The organism is Candidatus Neomarinimicrobiota bacterium (assembly GCA_021734025.1).
Lineage (GTDB): Bacteria > Fidelibacterota > JAANXI01 > JAANXI01 > JAANXI01 > JAANXI01.
This window is the reverse complement of the sequence record JAIPJS010000017.1, coordinates 37,455-58,256: the sequence shown is the minus strand read 5'-3', so window position 1 is coordinate 58,256 and position 20,802 is coordinate 37,455. Positions and strand designations below refer to the sequence as shown.

Genomic DNA, 20,802 nt, shown 5'->3' with positions numbered 1-20,802 from the left:
TGACTTATTTCTCCGACTCCTCATCCTCATCTTCATCCTCATCTTCATCAACGTCATCCTCGGCATCCCCGTCGTCCTCTGGTTCCTCCTCCACGTCGTCTTCTTCTTTCTCCTCCGATTTGTCGTTTGCTTCGTCGGCCTCCGATTTTGCCTCTGTCGCTTCCTCTTCGTCGGCCTCTTCGGCTTCTTCTGCCTTCACTGCTTCTTCGTCATCCTCTGCAGATTCTGGTTGAGCTGCGTCCTCCTCTTCGTCTGTCCCTTCGTCGACTTCGTTGGCAGTGGCCTTCTCGGTCACTTCTTCCTCGGCTTCGGTACTCTCGGGCTCTTCTTCAGCCTGGCTTTCGCCTTCTTCAATCGTTTTCCGGACTTCTTCCGGAATTTCGATCTTTTCAGCCGCCTGGCCGCCCTGAGTCTTCATAAACATATCGACCTCGTGCTGGTCCTTGTCCTGGATGAATTCATCCCGGGAGAGTACGATTTTTTTATCATCCTCATTGATGTCGATAACCTTCAGTTCCATTTCGTCACCGACCTGGATGTTCTGCGTCATCTGCTTCCGATCCTTTTTCGGAATATGAGACAACGGGACAATACCTTCCACATCCAGTTCCAGATTCACGATAATCCCCTTGTTCAGGATACGCTCCACCTTGCCCTGGGTTGTTGTACCGATCTTGAACTTCTCCTTGATCTTGGGCCACGGATCCTCTTCCACCTGTTTCAGGCCAAGGGAAATTTTCCGCTCGTCCTTGGAGACATCCAGGACCTTGACCTGGACTTCATCACTCTTGGAGAGAATTTCCTTGGGATGCCGGATCTTCCGGGTCCAGGACATGTCGGACACATGAATCAGCCCATCAATACCCTCTTCCAGTTCAACAAATGCACCAAACTGGGTGAGGTTCCGGACGATACCGGTAACGATGGATCCCGGTTCGAATTTCTTTTCGATCTCTTCCCAGGGATCCGGTTCCAACTGTTTGACGCCCAGAGAAATTTTCTGCTCTTCCGGCTGGATATCCAGCACTTTTACATCGATTTCCTCACCGAGTGAAAAGACTTCCGAAGGATGCTTGATGTGTTTCACCCATGAAATCTCCGAGATGTGCACCAACCCTTCGATGCCCTTCTCCAGCTCGACAAAGGCGCCGTAATTGGTGATGCTGACCACCTTGCCGGTGACAACGGAACCCACGGGGTATTTCTCCTCCACGCTATCCCAGGGATGCGGCTGCAATTGCTTGAGTCCGAGAGAAACACGCTGTTTCTCTTCGTCATAATCGATGACCATCACGTCGATAACTTCTTCCAGATTGGCCACCTCCGACGGATGATTCACACGGCCCCAGGAGAGATCCGTAATATGGATCAAGCCGTCTATGCCACCGAGATCAACGAACACGCCGAAGTCGGTGATATTTTTGACGCGGCCCTGGAGCACCTGACCGACCTCGATATCCTTGAGGAGTTCTTTCCGGCGCTCTTTGAGATTCTCTTCCAGAATGACCTTCCGGGAGAGCACCACGTTTTTCCGCATTTCGTTGATTTTGACGATCTTGAAATTGAAGGTCTGCCCAACGTAGGCGTCGAAATCCTGAATCGGCCGGACATCGATCTGTGACCCCGGCAGGAAGCAGTTGACGCCGCTGACGTCCACCATCATACCACCCTTCACGCGGCGGACAATAGTTCCCTCGACTTCCTCGTCGTTGGCTTCGGCATTGGCGACCTTCTCCCACTGCTTCATAAAGTCAGCTTTGCGCTTGGAGAGAATCAGCTGGCCGTCTTCGTCTTCCAGAAAATCGATATAGACGTCGACTTCTTCTCCCGGCTCTGGCAGATCGTCACCTTCAAATTCTTCAATGGGGATCAGCCCTTCTGCCTTAAACCCGATATCCACCACGACTTCGCGCTCATTAATGGAGAGCACGCGGCCTTCAGTGATCTGGTTTTCGCCGATATCCTTTAACGTGTCTGACAGCAGCGAGCGAAGTTGCTCTTCCTCTTCGTCGGTCTCTTCACGCTTTTCGACTAACTCGTCTTTCGGAATGGTCTGAATGTCGTCAAGATCGAGGATGCCAAAGTCAGTGGTTTGTCCGTTGCCATCGGATTCCGGAGCAGCGGTTTCCTGTTCTTCTGCTGCCTCCGTCTGTTCATCACTTTCAGGTGCCTTCTCCTGTGTTTCTTCTACTTCTTCGACTTGTGTTTCCTCATCTTGGGTTTGTTGCTGTTTTTCTTCTTCACTCATGAAGAGTAACCTCCTGTGCTTCCTTCTCCCTCGCTCGCTGGACGATTAAGTCCACCTGGTCTTCAATGGAAAGGTTTGTTGTATCAATCAGAATAGCGTGCTCCGCGGCACGAAGCGGCGATTCATCGCGCTCGGAATCGCGAGTATCCCGATTGACCAGTTCTTGTTTAACGGTTTCTTTGTCTACATCTACCCCCTGATCGGCCAACTGAGATTTCCGGCGTTCCGCCCTGATGTCGAGGTCGGCATCCATGAAAAACTTGAGATCGGCATCGGGGAGTACCCGGGTACCGATATCACGTCCTTCCATGACCACCCCGCCATCCTTTGCGAGCGATCGCTGTAAATTCACCAGTATGGCACGCACCCCGGGGTTCTCACTTACAAGTCCCACCGACTTATCAATCCGTGGCTCGCGAATAGCATCGGTGACGTTCTTCCCGTCCAGCAACACTTCAAGCCGGTCACCGGTCCGGGTGAACTGAATCTGCACCTCAGCCGCCGCTTTCACTACCTGCGATTTATCCTTAATCGGGACGTTGTTGTTGAGAATGTGTAGCGTAATGGCCCGGTACATGGCGCCGGTGTCGACATAGGTATAATCCAGCCGTTCGGCACTGCGCCGGGCAGTGGTACTTTTCCCTGATCCTGACGGACCATCAATTGCTATAGTTAGTTTTGTTCTCATTTAGCTTTGGAATTTAGAAGTTTCCCCTTGCGATTGCAAACCGAATTTCAAGTGTTGAAAATAGTGTTATAGTGTTCGGGTATTCCCGTGTTATTGTTTAGATGCTCGAGATTCTTCAGTTTCCGCTCTCCGCGTTCTTCACTTTTTCACTCATCATTCATGATATTGAATTCTTTAGAAGGGGTCAGAACCGGGTGGGGTCCTCGGGATTGGTTCGCCGTTCCGCCGCAGCAGAGCATTGGATAATCGTCGGTTGGATATTCAATCTGTCCCCTTTTCCGGTTTCATACGCGCTTGTGTGGAACACCTGGACACTAATACGCAGTACGTAATACTAATCCCTTATACCCTTATACCCCTTTCTACTTTATCCGCGCGCCATCCTCTTCCTTATCCAGAATCCAGCTTACAATAGCGCCCAGCTCACTGGAGCCGAAGTCGAACTCGTATTTGTGTCGATGATAGAACTCAGATGAGTAGTCTTCTTCGCTGTCCTCCCCCATTTCCTCCAGTATGGCGGTGATCCTGTCCCGCCAGGCCTCCATGTTCTTTACTCGCAGATCCAGCCAGCCATTGTCCGCCCAGAAATCAACCTTCTCCGGCGTCGACTCGTAGAGGTTAACACCCTCAAATCGCGGAAAACTGAGATCCGGTCCGCGCAGAAAATCTTTACCACTGGGCATCAGGATTCCGGTACCGACTGACAAAATAAGCTGACGGAGATGATCGTCAGAGTCAATAATCCCGACCATGGATTCGGAGAGCGATTCCGCATCGTAATCCGGAATCTTTTTGATGTCACCGGTAATCCGCTTCAGCAGGTAAATTTCGTACAGGAGTTTCGTGATTTTCGGAGGGCCTAACAGTTCGAAGGCGATAGAGTGGGTTTCGTGTTCCTCCTCCAGGTGTTGCATTTTATTCACGGCCTTTTCCCGCAGGACACCGGCGCGATACGACGGATCAAGCACGGCAGAATCCAGCGCCGCCACCACATCTTTGCCGGTATTCCCACCTTCAATTTCCATCAGCGTTTTATCCGCGATCTCCTCCGGCGTCACAAATTCCATGAGCCCTTCAGAGGTAATAACCGAAAATTCGCCGGCGGAAAAATATCCGTTTTCCCCGGCATCGATATAGACTGACTCTACAACTTTGTCCTCCATTTCCTCCCAGTACTTATCCGGATGCCTCTCCAGATAGTCATCCATCCGCTTGGCATCCTCCACTTTGCAGTCGTACATGGGAATATAGGACCCGTGCCGCCGAATCTTCCCGTAACCGATCTCCTTCCAGGCGATGGCCGCCGACGGTTTAATCTCCTTCACCACCGGACCGCCCGGCGTCCGCGCCATAAGAAACAGCAACATGGTATGCGCTCCGGCTACCGACGACTTGCTCAACAAGAGTTTCGACGGCTTTTCCTCGCTGTGGGTAAACGGCACGTTCAGTCCCATACCGCCGGTCCCGCTGGTACCGATTTTCAAATAGCTGTCGGTGTCGAACTCCCACATGGCCGCGTGGAGAATCTGAATATGACGAATCAGCTGCGGGATATACTGGGATGCAATAAGCTGTTCCACGTTCTCAAGAATATGCTCTTCGTCTTCAATACTCCTCCCGGTGGATTTCAGGGAGTTCCGAATCTGAGCGACCCGTTCAAAAAGATTTTGATACGCAAATGCCGTTGCGGTATTAATACAATCAATAATAATGTGCGGTTGATATTTTTCCACCAATTGATAAAGGACTGAGGATGTCAGCACATCCTCGCTCAGGTCATCGTAGATATCCGCGATGAGTGTGGTGCGCAACTCCTGATCCGTATACATTTCCCCCCGGCCAACATCTTTCATGGAATCTCTGACGAAGATGTCTCCCCATTCTCCGACGATTTCTGCCCCGTATTTCATTGCCCGGGGCTCCAACGCTTCAACCACCTCTTCAGTTTCCCGTTTCCGCAGAGAGGTCACTATCAGTTGCTCCGGTCCCCGCGCCAAAATCCGCTTGCTAATGGCTCTGCCAACTAGCCCCCAGCCCCCCAGTACGAGTATTCGTTTGTCCCGGATATCCATAATTATTCCCCCGTTTTTAGCTGTTGCAATTCATCACTCGAGAGTCGCCGGTATTCTCCCGGCGCCAGTTCCCCGCAGTCCAGGCCGGCAAATTTAATCCGGTGTAGCCGCTCTATGCTGCATCCAAAATGTTTGAAAATGCGCTTTACCTCATGATATCTCCCCGCATGTAACGTGAGATGAGTCGCGCCATGGTCTTCTTTTTCCCAGAGAATTTGAAGTTCCCCGGATGCCGGCAGATCTTCTCCGATATCGATACCTTCCGCTAATTTTCCCCGAGCATCTTCCGGCAATTTACCGGAATAATATACCTCATACTTCCGCGGTACTTCGTTGGACGGATGGGTCAGCTTGTTGGCAAGTTCTCCGTCATCGGTTAGTAAAAGCACGCCGGTGGTATCGTAGTCCAGGCGTCCTACCGGATAAATCCTCCGCTCCGTGTCTATCAGATCGACGACCGTAGGTCGCCCTTTCGGATCGTCTACGGTCGATATCGATTTTTGCGGCTTGTGCAGGAGATAACAGATATACTTGTCTGGCAATTCGACCGCTTCCCCGTCGACGGTGACAGTGGCGGCGTCTGGCTCAACTTTGGTTCCGAGTTCGGTTACCGTTTTCCCATTAACCGCCACCCGGCCGTCAGCGATCAGGTCATCGGCTTTCCGCCGGGATGTTACTCCACATCTGGCGAGGTACTTATTCAGTCGCACTCGGTTCGGCGTCCGGAGCCTCGGGTTCTTCTAGCGCGATGTCGGTATCCTCGGGAATATCCTCGGATTCCAACGTCAGTTCGTCTATTTCCTTTAATTTAGGCAGATCTTTGATACTTTTCAGACCGAAATATCGTAGAAACTCATCGGAGGTCGCATAAAGTAATGGCCGACCCGGGGCATCCTCTCTGCCCTTGATGTCGATAAGATTCCGCTCCAGTAATGTTCGGAGTACACCGTCGCTGTTCACCCCACGGATGGAGTCGATGTCCGGGCGACTCACCGGCTGCTTATAAGCCACAATGGCCAGCGTTTCCAAAGCTGCCTGGGAGAGGCGCATCCGTGAGGAACTCACATAGAGCTGCTTCACGTACGGTTCGAATTCTTTCCGGGTAACCAGCTGATAGCCACCGGCCACTTCCATAATAAAAAATGCCCGCTCGGTCTCATCATAGTGGGTATTCAATTCTTCGACAATTGATTCGACCGGCACATCCTCCCCCTCATCAAAGCATCCCCGTATTTTTCCGGCGCTTACCGGATTCTCGGAAGCGAACAGCAACGCTTCTACTACCGATACATAATGATCCACAGCCATAATCGCTTAACCTATGCCTTCGCCGTTTCCATCCGGCGTTCAATGCGAAAGTCCTCGAAGATAGTTTCCTGAAAAATTGCCACTTCCTGGTTTTTAATCATATCCAGCAGTGCAATGAACGTAACAATGATCGTAATTTTATTATCCAGTTCTTTCATGATAGCGGAGAACATCACCTTACCGTCTTTCTGTAATCGATTTCTCAGATACTCGGACTGTTTCCGGATGTTGGTCTGCACCCGCTCAATATTGTGCGTCGGCGTTTCGGGTATATTGTCCAAAAGCCGCTTAAAAGTCTTCATCAATTCGTACAGGGTTACGTCATTCAGTACCTCATCAGGCCGGACATCCGTATCCACGTACGACAGATCCGGCTTCCGCTGAAAATGTTGCCTCTGATCCGACTCCCGAACCTTCAGAGTGCCGGCAAGTTCCTTGAACCGCTTATACTCCAGCAGCATTTCCACCAACTCGGATCGTGGATCCTCATAATCCTCATCATCAGGATCACCCGCCAGTTGGGGTAACAATGTACGTGCTTTCACCCGCATCAGCGTCGCCGCCATCCGGATGTATTCGCCAGCAATGCTAATATTCAATTCCCGCATCAAATCCAGGTATTCCAGGTACGAGTCAGTAATATACGCAATGGGAATATCATAGATATCGATCTCGTCCCTGCTGATAAAAAACAGCAGCAGGTCGAGTGGACCTTCAAAGACGTCAAGTTTAACTTCGTAGCTCACAAAAACCAGTTCGCTCGTGTTAATGTGTTATCGTATTAATGTCTCGCGTTTCTTATTCTATATCCTACTCATAATCTTAATCATGTTTTTCAATCTCGGTGATTTACATTTTCTAATTGAAAAACATGTTTTCATTACCTTGTACCCGCCGTTAGCCTAAATAAATGTATGGTTTCCAGGATTGTATCGGCTCGTCAATATGCTGCTTCAGGAACTGGATATAGTGCGGTTTTTTCGGCTGCTTCAGGAGCGGCATATTCGCCTGTTCCGGGGTGTTATCCCCTTTGGTGTTGTTGCACCGGATGCAGGCTGTCACCAGATTCTCCCAGGTATCCTTTCCGCCGTGTCGCTTCGGTGTGACGTGATCAATGGTTAGTTGCGAGTCGTGTTTCCCGCAATACTGACATTTAAATTCGTCACGGCGCATGATATTTTTCCGAGACAGGACAACCTCGTATCCACGGTAATTAATGTACCGTTTTACCCGAACGACTGTCGGCAGCGGGAATTCGTCATTGACGGAATGCACCATTACCCCATCACTCTCCACCAATTCCACGCGGTTCAGGTAGAGCATCACGATGGCGTGCTTTGCATTACAAATCTGGAGCGGCTCGTAGTTCTGGTTTAAGACCAGTACCTGTCTGTTGAGTATGCCGTTGCCTGACATCGGTTATTCCTGAATTATCCTTTGTGCACCTATAAACATTGCATCCAGCCGGGCGCTATAGTCAGATGCCTCTTTTTCAAATGAGTTCCGACGGACATAACCTGAACAATGAATAAATTCCGATTCGTTATAGGCGATGCCCACGTGACTCACTTTCTCCTTCTCTGCAAAAAACACTAAATCACCCGGACGGAGATCTTCCCGGCTGTCCAAATCTGTTCCCTGTTCCATTTGCATCCAGGTGTCGCGCCGTAAATTTATTCCATTGAGCCGAAACACCGTCTGCACAAACCCGGAGCAGTCGAACCCAAACCCCGTTTTGCCTCCCCAGAGATAGGAGGTGCCGAAAAAGCGCTCTGCAGTTTCCAGGATCTTGCTTCGAATATCATTGGATTGCCACTTATAGTCTGTATGAGGAACGAAGCCCCTGGTTCCGTCCGGAAGAGATACTTGCACCCAACCGTTATTCTCCGGCACTCCGGGTAATCGGGAACCGGCAGTGATCTGCCGCAAAGTCTTTGCACTCCGGGATGTGGCATTAAATATCCATCCCAACGGAGCGCGATAACTGTAATCCGGTGCCCAATCCTCCGGATAATCTACCAGATAAAATTCCTGAATCCAACCGGAGTAATCGTCCCACTGTGTAATGCGGAGCCAGTCTCCATCTTTGTTCTGGATTATGACTTTTTCACCGAGAATACACTGGGTGGTAACGGCAGAATGAAACGCCGGCTCGGCATAGACATTCGCCACACCGACATTCACGAGTTTTTCTGTTTCCGAATTGGTACTGAAAGCTGTATCTCCTTTCTAATTGCTTGGAAATTAGACGATTAGCCTAAAGATGTCAAGCGCAGAGGTTGCCGTCAAAACCCCCTGATATCGAGCGTTCATGTAGTCACAGTTGAAAACCGTCATATATTATGTGTCTGCCGCCCTGAATACTCTATTCAATAGCACGTAAACAGCGAACAGTAACCAATTGGCCATGACCAGTGAGGAGGTTCAAAGCGGCGATTGGTACGTGAGATTCAGCAGAAAAAAAGTGCACTGATTTGGTTGGTAGGCAGTCACCTCTTCAGAGGGAGATTTTTAAATTGTTAATGGGCACGTCATTCAAACAGGATATAGTTAATGGAACCTTCGGAGAGTGAAGAGTTCGGGGGAAGCAAAACAACCAACTTCGGCTCACTACCCACGAACGGTCTTTCGCCTATACTTATATCTTAAAACTACGGCTATTCAACATTCCCCGTAATTTTCAATTCCAGAGCTGCCAGCGCACACCAAGATAAAATATTGTAGCGGGCGGGCGCTGATCCAATGCATATATAAGATTATTTGCCGCGGCATTATAAAATGAAGTGGAAATGGTAAATGCCCCAATTTGTCCCTGGATAATTGCATGCATAAACACCGAGGATTCCGGATCACCGAACAGGGGATAGTGTGTCAGGCTCTGGAATCGGGGATTCCAGCCGACCGGCTGTCGTGATAGCAGTGTCCCGCCTTCCAGGTACACGTGCAGCAGGAGGTTATTATCAAAAAAGTAGCGCTGTGCCTGCATCCAGCCGGTGATGGTCTGCCGGGTCCAGAGTTCAGGGAGAATGTTGCTCACTGATGGATACACATCATACCGCCCTCCCAGTGCGAACTCCTCAAAAACCTGGAACTTTGCTGAGGCAAATAGCCCGGTGTGGTTACCGTCTACTGTCTCCAGCGTCAACGTGGAATCTGTCCGGGCAGCGGGCATGTTATACGCCAGACTGTGCCAGTTGGAGTATTGGGTAAACTCAGCTCCTCCGGTTACCGAAAGGAAATTAAAGGGAGTGATCTCCAGCGAGCTTGTGATGTTTTGGGTGCTTGTCTTTTCGACTGAGCTGGTGGGGATGGTGATTTTCTCCGACGTCTGCTCCCATTGGTACGGTATTGGAGTAACAGTACCTGCCAGTTCCACCGAGGCTGTAATCCAATCAAAAGGCTCATAGGATACATTGCCGTTCGGAAGGACGTATACTTCGTCACCTGTAGAAACCGTTACAATCTCCGGGTGGACCTTCACTGAGAATTCCCCGAAACGAATGGTGGCTCCGCCTTGCAACCGGTGCCAAAGTTCACGTTGCAGATTAGAACTACTGCCATCCAGCACATACTGAACTCCGGAATATCGCCATTGAATACCGATCGCATTATTTAATTGGAAATGATATCCGAGCCAGCCGCCGCGCTGCAGTTCGGTCATCTGTCCTCTTTCAGCAGTTTTGTTGAGCCAGAGACGTTGGGAGCCGAGACGCAACCCATAATCCCACTCCCCGAAGCGGGTTTGGGAGTTCCATCGCAGGAGATGCTGATACCAGCTGGAGGATTCACTCCCGAAACTGTTGGGGGCAGGCGTTGCTGTCGTCCACGTACTATTATCTCTGGCATAGAACGTACTGTACAAAAACCGGGTGGAATCGCTCACCCGGTGGTGCACTCCGAGATAATACCGCTCAGTTTCAAGACCGTCGATTCCGAATTGTCCGACGAAACCCTCCCCTTCTCTGGACAGATGCAGATGTGTATCATCAGTGATATCCGTGGCTACCCCTACAGATACGGCACTGAGTCCGTAGTCACCCTCTTTATACACAAGATCGACCATCGGCTCTTCCCGGCGTTCCAGCAGATGTGAACGCAAGGGATATCCGGTGGAATCGGTACTCACCGGCGCAATACCAATTAGGGAATGCTGCGGGAAATACCGGAGCGGCCAGCCCGGGCGGAGCCGGGTGTCGAGTTCCAGACCATGGATCAAAATGGTGCGGCCATACTGCGGTCCCGGCGCCATCTGCCAGTATCCGGAAGCGCCCGACTCTTCTCTGGGAAAAAAACCGACAGGACGCAGTATCGTCATCTGGTGAGATCTCGACCGGACGGCCCCGGGCACTGTCTCGGAATCCATAATAATTCGTGTACTGTCCGGATTCCTAACATGGAGTGAATCCAGCGGTTTTCCCGCGAGGTCTGTTCCAGGCACAATCGCAATCCCAATGATGAATATGACGCACAGATACTTCACCGGATGACTCCGGTTATTCCGAGTTGCGAATGGACGGCTTTGAGAATCGCCGGAACGATAACAGCGAAGATTGCGGCGTTGGAGATGACGTGCATGCTATAAAACAGTGCTCCGATGCCGAGCGTCGCCCAAATTTGGGTTTCGTTAAATCCGGCAACAAGCGGATAACTGATGGTGGTCAGGAAATCAAAAATGATGGTAAGTAATCCCCCCAGCAGACCCAGTGATACCGCTCCGCCGGCAGAGGCCAGAAAAAATACCTGTCCGCGTCTGGCAACACCGCCAACGAACCCTATGAGGCTCACTGAAATGACTTGGGCTATAAGCAACGGCGGAAACAAAAAACCGGAACCGGCGGGATTAATTCCGGAGAAGACGAGTTCGGCGATGAATCCGACCAACGCGCCCATTCCGGGCCCGAGCAGCCAGCCGGCAATAAACACGGTTGCGGAAATCATTTCGAAATTGGGGATGGCAACCAGGGCAAATCCCAGAGCCACGGCAAGTGCGATAAACAGTCCGGTATACGCGATGCGGCGGGTACTCACTCCTCGTCGTCCCCGACGCCTTTATGGAGTGGATACGGAAACAGTCTGGTTGGCAGCGTCCATTCGCCGGTATTGGTATCGTTTCGGAGCGTCATGAGGAACTGTTCCATTCTGGTGTCAAACCGATCGAGCATGGCTACCGCCAGCGCTTCTAACGTTGCCGGACGCTTCGGCGATCCCATGGCCGGCTCCTCCTGGTGCGCGAGGATGACGTGCTCCAGGCGAATCAATAAATCATCCGGAAATTCCGGGAAATAGTCCTCCACCGTCTCCCGAACCAAATCTCTGCCAAGCACAATGTGCCCTATGAATTGTCCTTCATCGGTATACTGGCGTTCAAAGTCCGACTTAATTTCAAGCAGCTTCCCTATATCGTGCAGGAATAGTCCCGCCAGAAACAGATCCCGATCCAGCTCGAAGTAGTGATCGGCGACGAACTCCCCCAGTTGAGTCAATGACCATACATGTTCCAGGAATCCTCCGCGATAGAGATGGTGATGCGAAACAGAGCCGGGGTGCGTGGCAATCTCCTCTTCGAAGTCGTGGTAAATCCGGCGGACGAGCTTCTGCAGGTGTTCCTCCTCAAAGGAATCAATGATCTCCTGTACCTTTTCCCACATTTGATCGGGATCGTACGTAGTCGAAGGAACAATGTCAGAAAATGCCCATCCGAACTTTTCCACCTGCCCTTCTTTGGCCGGGGTAATCTGCTCAACGACCAGCTGACGGGCATCGTTATACTCTTCCACTTCGCCGGTCACGGCCACCACAATCCCGGGATTCAGCCAGTCGAACGCCGCCTCGGGCACGTTCCACCACTTGGCAGAGACCGATCCGGTCTTATCGCTGAGAACGCAATCCAGGAAGGCGTCGCCCTTTCTCGTGGTACGACGATTCATCTGGGTCAGCTGATAAAACCCTTTGATACTGTCACCGGTACGGAAATTTTTTATGCGTGTGAGTTTCATGTCTACGTCGGCTGTAATTGCCTTTAATTAAGGGATTCACCCGGCCAAAGTCAAGGTGTGGTTGGACGGGAAAGAATGAATATCGAATATCCAATGCCCAATTTCGAATATCGAAGTGTGAAACGGATCCTTCCGGCGACGATCGCGTTAAGCGTCGTTGCCGGTGAATTGCTTACAACAGATGCCGAATATTGAACTGAAATAGCAAATTTTTGCAGATGTTGATGATAGTTCTCCGCCATTGAATGAGATTCAAAGGCTACCATTATTAACATCATAGTCTTATTGCGCGGTGATAAACTTCGCCGGGGATGCCTCCGGGAGGAGTCTCTGTCGGGACGCGACGCTTCCTCTCCGGCTATCCGAGTTTTCGTCCGCTCCCATGCACCGGGATATCCAACAGTAAACGCACCACGAAACGCTTTATCCCTTCTGCATTTCATAATTAGATAAATTTGATTTGGAGTATGAGTAAGATTAGGATTAGGATTAAGATTAGGATTAAGAAACCCAACTGCCCCCTATACCTCTATACCCTTGTACCCTATCACCATCCCATCAGAAACGGTGGAACGAGCAGGAGCAAGCCCGCAATCAGGAACAGGAACTCCAGCGGAAGAATCCACTTGGCCCATTTTTCCCAGGGAATGTCCGCGAGCATAAGCACGCCCATGGTGACCGCGGAAGTCGGGATAATGAGGTTGCTGAATCCGTCGCCGAACTGGAATGCCAGCACCGCCGTCTGCCGGGTGACGCCGACCAGGTCTGCCAGCGGCGCCATGATAGGCATAGTGAGCGCAGCCTGCCCGCTGCCGGAAGGAACGAAGAAATTCAGGAAGGTCTGGACGATGAACATCATCTGGGAGGCGACAATCGGGTGAAAGTCGCTCACGATTACTGAGAGTGAATGGAGCATGGTATCGATGATATGCCCGCCCTGCGCCACCACTAAAATACCCCGTGCCAGTCCGATGATGATTGCCGTCCCAACCAGCGTCTTGGCGCCGTCCTCGAAGGCGTCCGCCACATCGTTGATGCCGAGTTTCCCCACAATACCCACTGCGATCCCGGTGGCAAGAAACACTGCGGCAATCTCCTCGATGTACCAATGATAGGTGAGCACACCGAAGATCAGCACACCCATACCGGCAGCGAACGTCCAGAGAACGCCCTTGTGTCGCCTGGACAGTCCACCGAAGTTTTCGATTTCATCGGTATCCAGATCCGCTCGCTTCTTTTCATCCTTCTCGTACATGACGCTTTTTTCGGGATCCTTTTTGATCCGAGCGGCATAGATCATCACAAAGGCAATCGCGATTCCCGTGATAATAACCCAGGCGACAAATCGATACTGGAGTCCTGAAAACAGCGGCACCTCCGCAATTCCCTGGGCAATACCGATGGTGAATGGATTCAGAAACGCCCCGGCGAATCCGGCGCCGGCGCCGATAAACGGTATGGCTACACCGACGATGGAGTCGTAGCCCAGTGTGAGTGCCAGTGGTACAAATATAAGCACGAACGGAATAGTCTCCTCGCTCATGCCGAACACCGCGCCGCCCAGCGAGAACAGCAGCATGAACAGTGGGATAGTCAGGATCTCTATGAGACGGGAACTTTGCTGCGCCTTGGCCAGCCCCTTGATGGCAGCGTCGATGGCCTTGGTCTTTTGGAAAATTCCGAACGCGCCGCCGACTATCAGCACGAATCCGATAATCAACGCCGCCTCCACAAATCCCCGGATGGGCGCCATTAATACCGCACCGATCCCCTGGGGATTGCTCTTCACGTATTCGAAGGAATTAGGATCAACCAGCTGGCGGCCTTCCACCTCGACCCGGGCGTATTCCCCACCGGGAATCACCCATGTAAGTGCAGCCATTACAATAATCAGCGAAAAGATAATAAAGAACGTATTTGGCGCTTTGAAGCGGGATAATTTCATTCGTCTTAGTCCTGTGTTTGTTCGGAATATCAGAATGCGTATTATACAAAAAGGTGTGGGGGAAAGCGAAATAGTAAGTTTTCAAGTGTTAATGTGTTCGGGTGTTCAAGTTAACAACAGTGCTGGTTACTCTTAATCCTAATCTTACTCCCAATCAATTTTCTGTGACGTCCAAAAACAACTCGAGAAAGTTTTTATCCACATAGAAAGGTGAAAACAGATACACAAGCGGAGTTTTACCAACAACTAACTACAAACAAACGGAGTAAGATTAAGAGTAGGATTACGATTAAGAACTTCTCCAACTAAAACACAATAACACCGTAACACTGGCTTTTATACACCAATTGCTTTCTCTCCCCGGCCTCACTATCTTCATATCTCTTTTTTGAGATCATTTATGATTACCCGAATTATTATTACATCCATTCACCGGTACCAAGTTTCCCCCAACATCTATGCAAATAGAGTATTCTTTACAGGAGGAGTCCGATGAAACGATTGACGCTAATAATAGGAATAGCAGGAGTGTTACTAGTTATGTGTAGTCAGCCACAGCAAAATCCGTTCTTTGTCGAGTACAACACACCGTTCGGCGTGCCGCCATTTAGTGAAATCGAGGAAGAACACTATATGCCGGCGTTCGAGGCGGGAATCGAGGAGCAGGCCAAAGAGGTGGAGGCTATCGCTTCCTCAGAGAACGCGCCGACCTTCGCTAATACTATCGAGGCACTGGAGCGTTCAGGTGAGTTGCTGGATAAAGTGAGCAACGTCTTCTATAACCTCACCTCGGCGCACACCAACGACGAGATGCAGGATCTCGCCAAAGAAGTGGCTCCCAATCTTTCGTCGCATCATGATAATATTTTACTAAACGCACAGCTGTTTGACCGGGTTAAAACGATCTACGATCAGCGCGAATCCCTGGAACTCACCGCGGAACAAAACAAACTTCTTGAGGAATACCATAAGATGTTCGTGCGAGGGGGCGCAAACCTGAACGAGTCCGACAAAAAGAAACTCCGCAAGATCAACGAGCGGCTCTCGGTGCTTTCGGTACAGTTCGGGGATAACGTTTTAAAAGAGACAAATAAATTCGAACTCGTTATCGACGACCGGGAAGACCTGGCAGGCCTGCCGGACGGCGTCATCAGCGCTGCAGCCGAGGCCGCCGAGGAGCGTGGCAATTCAAATAAGTGGGTGTTTACCACGCACAAGCCGAGCCTGATTCCGTTCCTCCAGTACTCCGAAAGACGAGATCTCCGGGAAAAAATGCTGAAGGCATATATCAACCGTGGGAACCACGGCAACGACCTGGATAACAAGGAAATCGTAAGGGAAATGACCACTCTCCGCATCGAGCGGGCAAAGTTGCTTGGATTTCCGACTCACGCTCACTATGTCCTCGCCGATAACATGGCCAAGGAGCCGGAGCAGGTCTACGAGCTGATTGATCAGATTTGGGAACCTGCGCTGGAGCGCGCCAAAGAGGAAGCCGAAAACCTCCAGGCGCTCATCGACGAGGAAGGCGGGGACTTCGAACTCCAGCCGTGGGATTGGTGGTATTACGCCGAAAAAGTGAAGCAGCAGAAATATGCGGTGGACGACGAGATTCTGCGCCCGTACTTCCAGTTGGAAAACGTCCGTGAGGGCGCCTTCATGGTGGCCAAAAAACTGTACGGCCTCACCTTCGAGGAACGCAATGATATTCCGACCTATCACGAAGATGTGAAGGTTTACGAGGTCAAGGAAGCAGACGGTTCCCACGTGGGAATTCTGTTCACCGATTATCATCCCCGGGCTTCGAAACGCGGCGGGGCCTGGATGAACGAATACCGCACCCAGGAGAAGCTGGACGGCGACATCGATCCGATCATCACCAACGTGTTCAACTTCTCCGAGCCGAGCGGCGGCAAACCGGCGCTTCTGACCTTCGATGAAGTCTCGACACTGTTCCACGAATTTGGCCACGGTCTGCACGGACTCCTTTCGGATGTTACCTATCCGATGCTGGCCGGCACAAATGTTCCCAGAGATTTCGTGGAGATGCCGTCCCAGATTATGGAGAACTGGGCATCCGAGCCTGAAGTGATGAAACAGTATGCCAGGCACTATGAGACCGGCGAACCGATACCGGACGCACTCATCGAAAAAATCCGGAAGGCCCGCCACTTTAACCAGGGATTCGCCACGGTAGAGTATCTGGCCGCGGCGTATCTGGATATGGACTGGCACACCCTCACCGAGCCGGTGAAGCAGAGCGTTAACGAATTCGAGAAGGAATCCATGGATGACATAGGACTCATCGATGAGATAGTTGTCCGGTATCGAAGTCCGTATTTCCAGCACATCTTCTCCGGCGGCTATTCCTCCGGCTATTACAGCTACATCTGGGCGGAAGTACTGGACGCCGATGCGTTTCAGGCGTTCAAAGAGAACGGCCTCTTCGACACGGAAACCGCGACCAAATTCAGGAATAATATCCTGGCAAAGGGCGGCACCGATGATCCCATGGATCTGTATAAAAGTTTCAGGGGACGAGAACCGGGCATCGAACCATTGCTGAAACGGCGGGGATTGAACTAAACTTCGAAGATAACCGTCGGTGACCCTGAGAGGGCTCACCGACGGTTATTCTCCTCGTGTATTATCAGACCCTTTCCTCAAAGAGATCCCTGTGGGACAGTGCTCGAGGCCCTGAAAGGATCATAAGAATACAGTCGAAAACAATACCAGTCATCCTGAGCGACCCCGACTTGTCGGGGGAGTCGAAGGATCTCGTGGTTGTCTCTCAAGAGGTTGGCTTTACGAGATTCCTCGACTCCACTTCGTTTCGCTCGGAATGACTTATACTTTTTGCTTTTAATATTTTCTAATTTCTGGCGAAAACCGTTTTATCGGAGGAAGCCAAGGATTAAGGAAACTCGTAATTTAATCGGCATTTTCACCGCCAGGGATTCCGCCAATATCACTGCACTCCGGGCTATTTGAATTATTTTCCGTCTCACATTCTTGAGACTCCATTCACCATCATTAGAGTCCCCGAGTGTGGAAGGGACAACAAATCGTGTAGCCGGAAATGAAGGGTTGTTCTGTTGAAGCGGAATCTCCGGTCTAACTCACGAGATTTCTCCGCTTCGTTCACCTTTTAAAAACCAAAGGCTCACTTCGGTCGAAATGACAGGTAATATTAGATGAGTGGAAGCAGTAGAGACATAGCATGGAGGCAGTGTGAGAATGCATTGTCAAGGAATTTTTTCCTCTGAGCGTAGTGAAATCCCACTCGATAAAAATCTTCGATAAGCCATTGTTACTATTGTATGTAGCGACGTTTCCCCCGACATCTCGGGACAGGCAAGAAACGTCTCTACCAGAAGGAATATGTGATGATTACTCACAATTGTTCCCTTGCGTATTTTCACACACCCTGCATGTTACGTCGTTACATCTTGATCTAGTTTAACCAAATCTATTAATCCGTGGTCATCCGTTTTTTCCACGTCATCTGCGTGCCATTCTTTTAACCTTCTCCACATACCCCTCCGCATCAAACTTGCGCTTTAATCCGTTCGCGTTCATATAGCGCACCTTGCCATACACAGGTCGTTCCTTCCAGCCCTGGTCGTGGTTCCCGAAGCACCAGGCCACGCCGGCGTAGCCGTTGGGATTCCGGCCGTCCAATTCGTACGTGTTGTTGAGAAAGATGGCTATCTGGTACGCCTCCTGCGGTGACTCCGACCACTCCAGGATCTTCTTGCCCCAGTACATCCGCATGTAGCCGTGCATTTTGCCGGTCTTCACCATCTCCATTTGCGCGGCGTTCCAGTACGGGTCGTGGGTCTTGGCGTTTTCGAACTCCTCTAGAGAGTAGAGATATTCGCGCTCGTCATCGGCGTGCTTATCCAGTGATTTCTTCGCCCACCCCGGAAGACACTCAAAATTGTCATAGTTCTCGTCATAATAGCAGAAATTCATACTCAGTTCCCGGCGGATGATTAACTCTTCCAGGTATGACTCCTTTCCGGGACTTTCGGTTTCCTCAACCTGCATCGCAATATAGAGCGGCGAAATCTGCCCAAATTGCAGATAGGGGCTCATATTGGAGAGATACTCCTTCGTGGGATCGTTTCGCAGGTTATCATATTGATCCAACCTGTTTTCGATGAATTCCCGGAGATGTTTCTTCGCTTCCGAAGTTCCGCCGGTGAAAGTACCAACTGGTGGAACACTCGGATCGATATCCAGGCTGGCAAGTGCCGACTCCACATCATCTATGGCAAAGGACTCAAATTTGATGTCCAGTGAGTGGTGATGCAATACCACCGGTTCGACGGGCTTCAGGTACTCCTCCAGATGCCGGTGAATCTTTGGTCGGATCGTGCGGGCGGCGTATTCCCGCTTCTCCGAGGCGACTTCTACCGGGACAATGACGCCTGTCTCCACCTGAATCAGCGGTATTTCGATACTTTCCGCAACCTCGCTCCGCCATACCCGCTGGAACCGGAGGTACCCTCGATCGGTGACGACGAGAACGGCATCTCTGGCAAATGCTATGGCCGCCCTTGCCGGCGGCTGGTGCCGGATGACCATTCGGATGCCGCGTTCAGCGAGCGATTGCTGTGCCTCCTGCAAGCCCTGAAGCATGAACGCGTAGTGCCGCTCGTTAGCGTCGGGATAATCATCGGTGATCCCGAAGACCACGATGAGCGGCTTTTCCATCGCGTTTGCTCGTTCGATGGCATACTCCAGCGCGTGATTCCACTCCGCCCGCTGAGAGGCCTGCATCCAGTAGAGGACGTACGAGCCGTCCGGACTGATGCTCTTGTTGTTTAATCGCTGAATTCGGTTCGGGTGGATTTTGGATTGCATTTCGTTGCGACAATAGCCTTAATGGGCCAATCATTTGTAGTTTATCTTTATCCCCGGGCTGCCTCATGGAGATCCCTTTGGGAAAGCCCGGGGCTATTCATATGAATGAATAGCGACAAAATTGACTAGCCCCGCCATCTATGGCGGGGTTAAATGGCACAAAACAAATGGGGCTTCAGCCCCAAACAGCGCAATTATTCTCCAAATCGTTCCCGCAAAATCCGGTGTCTATATTCAAAAATCTCCCGCAATTGTCCCTTCACTTTGACTGCGTGTACAATTCTTCCAATTATCCCAAACGGCAGTCCATAGTGGAGAATATCCCTGATTTTCGTCCCGTTTTCAACCTCGCTGAAATGATGCTGATGATACCAGAACCTGTACGGACCGAACCGCTGCTCGTCGATGAAGTATTCCCCTTCCCTCACCTGGGTGATTTCGGTGATCCAGTTCATCGGAATGCCGAACAGCGCGGTGACCTTGTACCGGATAAGCATTCCGGGATACATCTCCCCCTCGTCATGCGATTGTATGCTGAACTTCAGCCACGGAGGCGTAATTTCCTCCAGGTTGGCCGGATCCGAGAAAAAATCCCACGCCACGTCGAGAGAAATCGGCAATACCTGCGTTTCATCCATATTGTAAACTTTCAAAGTCACCTCTATAAAATTATTAAATCAGCGCCAACCCAAAATACAATATCTGGGCAAAATACATATGCATCAAAATCTTTGGAATTTTTGACGGAAAAATCTTGAGCAGGTCTCCAATGGAAAGGAAGATGAGTCCGCCCGCAAACCAGGCAACATAATTCCGTATCGGAACCAGCACGCCTTCCCACTCCCAGTAGCCGAGTTTCATTGCGGCTAGTTCTAATATCACATCAAATGTCACCATAAAGAGCGCTCCACCGATTACCAGTCCCCATCCCCGCATTCCGGATCGAAGCCTCCCGACCACAGCGGTCGAAGAGAGCATCACCGTCAGCCAGGCAAAGCCGATGGCGACCGGCACTCCGGCGACTTGCGGTTGAAGTACAGTGCCGTAATGGTACTCGCCGAAGACCACTCCGGTTTTTACGCCGATCCACTCCAGGAGAAAACTCCCCGCGATCACGAACGTTGCCCAACCTATATACCGCCATCGCTGATTTTCAGATAATGTGTGATACCACTCCCATGCAGTCCAGACACCGAGTCCAATCAGCAACGGCCCGGCTAGCCAGGCCATCGCTGACTGAAACAATCCCAGCAAGTGCCAGAGTCCGCCGGCGCCGAGGAGGAGGTAGAGGGTAGTGAGTTTAATTTTATGCTTCATTTTTCACTTTCTTTGTATAACCGATCCTTCCAGGGTCTTAACCCCTGTCCCACAGGGGTCTCTTTGAGGTAAGTGTTACTTTGCACTCAAGAAAAAAAGTGCAAGTCATCCCGGAATATTTGAATTATTTTTCCATTCCTATTGGATTTTCACGAGATTTTTCCGCTTCGTTCACCTTTTAAAAACCAAAGGTTCACTTCGGTCGAAATGACAGGTTGAACCTGGTTTTTCATCTCCCAATTTTATCGACCCTTCCAGGTCTTGCCCTCTGTCCCACAGGGATCTCTTTGAGGTAAGTGTTACTTTGCCGGAAATTTAAACCACCCAGTGTAATTGACGAGATCCCTCGGCTTCGGTTC

The 20,802-nt window shown here is 50.8% G+C and carries 16 protein-coding genes; 1 reads left to right on the top strand and 15 read right to left on the bottom strand.

Annotation, left to right across the window (positions count from 1 at the left end; all coding sequences use genetic code 11):
• Positions 1–4: 4 nt before the first annotated feature.
• From rpsA to K9N57_14610, 12 genes are all read right to left on the bottom strand, one after another.
• On the bottom strand, positions 5–2,248 hold the full coding sequence (rpsA, locus tag K9N57_14665; GenBank protein MCF7805423.1) for a 30S ribosomal protein S1: 2,244 nt from the start codon (positions 2,246–2,248) through the stop codon (positions 5–7).
• Positions 2,241–2,936, bottom strand: coding sequence for a (d)CMP kinase (gene cmk / locus K9N57_14660; protein ID MCF7805422.1), 696 nt, complete (start codon positions 2,934–2,936; stop codon positions 2,241–2,243). Before cmk ends, rpsA begins: the two co-directional genes overlap by 8 nt.
• 362 nt (positions 2,937–3,298) lie before the next feature.
• The gene (locus K9N57_14655; GenBank protein ID MCF7805421.1) at positions 3,299–5,008 is read right to left on the bottom strand and encodes a short-chain dehydrogenase; all 1,710 of its coding nucleotides are present in this window, start codon (positions 5,006–5,008) and stop codon (positions 3,299–3,301) included.
• Between the two features lie 2 nt (positions 5,009–5,010).
• The gene (locus K9N57_14650) at positions 5,011–5,718 is read right to left on the bottom strand and encodes an rRNA pseudouridine synthase (protein MCF7805420.1); all 708 of its coding nucleotides are present in this window, start codon (positions 5,716–5,718) and stop codon (positions 5,011–5,013) included.
• Complete coding sequence (gene scpB, locus K9N57_14645; protein MCF7805419.1) at positions 5,705–6,316, bottom strand: SMC-Scp complex subunit ScpB; 612 nt, start codon at positions 6,314–6,316, stop codon at positions 5,705–5,707. The genes K9N57_14650 and scpB overlap by 14 nt, the downstream gene beginning before the upstream one ends.
• An 11-nt stretch (positions 6,317–6,327) precedes the next feature.
• The gene (locus tag K9N57_14640) at positions 6,328–7,062 is read right to left on the bottom strand and encodes a segregation/condensation protein A (protein MCF7805418.1); all 735 of its coding nucleotides are present in this window, start codon (positions 7,060–7,062) and stop codon (positions 6,328–6,330) included.
• 151 nt (positions 7,063–7,213) lie between these two features.
• Positions 7,214–7,732, bottom strand: a complete 519-nt coding sequence (locus K9N57_14635) for an HNH endonuclease (GenBank protein MCF7805417.1) — start codon at positions 7,730–7,732, stop codon at positions 7,214–7,216.
• Between the two features lie 3 nt (positions 7,733–7,735).
• Entirely contained in the window at positions 7,736–8,500 is a 765-nt protein-coding gene (locus tag K9N57_14630) for a C40 family peptidase (GenBank protein ID MCF7805416.1), read from the bottom strand.
• A 496-nt stretch (positions 8,501–8,996) separates the two neighbouring features.
• Entirely contained in the window at positions 8,997–10,796 is a 1,800-nt protein-coding gene (locus K9N57_14625) for a hypothetical protein (protein ID MCF7805415.1), read from the bottom strand.
• Positions 10,793–11,344 (bottom strand): ECF transporter S component, encoded by a 552-nt coding sequence (locus K9N57_14620; protein ID MCF7805414.1) that lies wholly within the window; start codon positions 11,342–11,344, stop codon positions 10,793–10,795. The genes K9N57_14625 and K9N57_14620 overlap by 4 nt, the downstream gene beginning before the upstream one ends.
• A complete protein-coding gene (locus K9N57_14615; GenBank protein MCF7805413.1) occupies positions 11,341–12,312 on the bottom strand; it encodes an HD domain-containing protein in 972 nt (323 codons plus the stop codon). Before K9N57_14615 ends, K9N57_14620 begins: the two co-directional genes overlap by 4 nt.
• A gap of 547 nt (positions 12,313–12,859) precedes the next feature.
• On the bottom strand, positions 12,860–14,257 hold the full coding sequence (locus K9N57_14610; GenBank protein ID MCF7805412.1) for a TIGR00366 family protein: 1,398 nt from the start codon (positions 14,255–14,257) through the stop codon (positions 12,860–12,862).
• A gap of 492 nt (positions 14,258–14,749) precedes the next feature.
• Here K9N57_14610 and K9N57_14605 point away from each other — a divergent pair, with 492 nt between their 5' ends.
• Positions 14,750–16,843 (top strand): M3 family metallopeptidase, encoded by a 2,094-nt coding sequence (locus K9N57_14605; GenBank protein ID MCF7805411.1) that lies wholly within the window; start codon positions 14,750–14,752, stop codon positions 16,841–16,843.
• A 915-nt stretch (positions 16,844–17,758) separates the two neighbouring features.
• Here the strand turns inward: K9N57_14605 and phrB are convergent.
• From phrB to K9N57_14590, 3 genes are all read right to left on the bottom strand, one after another.
• Positions 17,759–19,126: a deoxyribodipyrimidine photo-lyase gene (gene phrB / locus K9N57_14600; protein MCF7805410.1), complete on the bottom strand. Its 1,368-nt coding sequence runs from the start codon at positions 19,124–19,126 to the stop codon at positions 17,759–17,761.
• Positions 19,127–19,320: 194 nt separating this feature from the next.
• Positions 19,321–19,764, bottom strand: coding sequence for an SRPBCC family protein (locus tag K9N57_14595; protein MCF7805409.1), 444 nt, complete (start codon positions 19,762–19,764; stop codon positions 19,321–19,323).
• A 34-nt stretch (positions 19,765–19,798) separates the two neighbouring features.
• Complete coding sequence (locus tag K9N57_14590; GenBank protein MCF7805408.1) at positions 19,799–20,443, bottom strand: carotenoid biosynthesis protein; 645 nt, start codon at positions 20,441–20,443, stop codon at positions 19,799–19,801.
• Positions 20,444–20,802 lie beyond the last annotated feature (359 nt).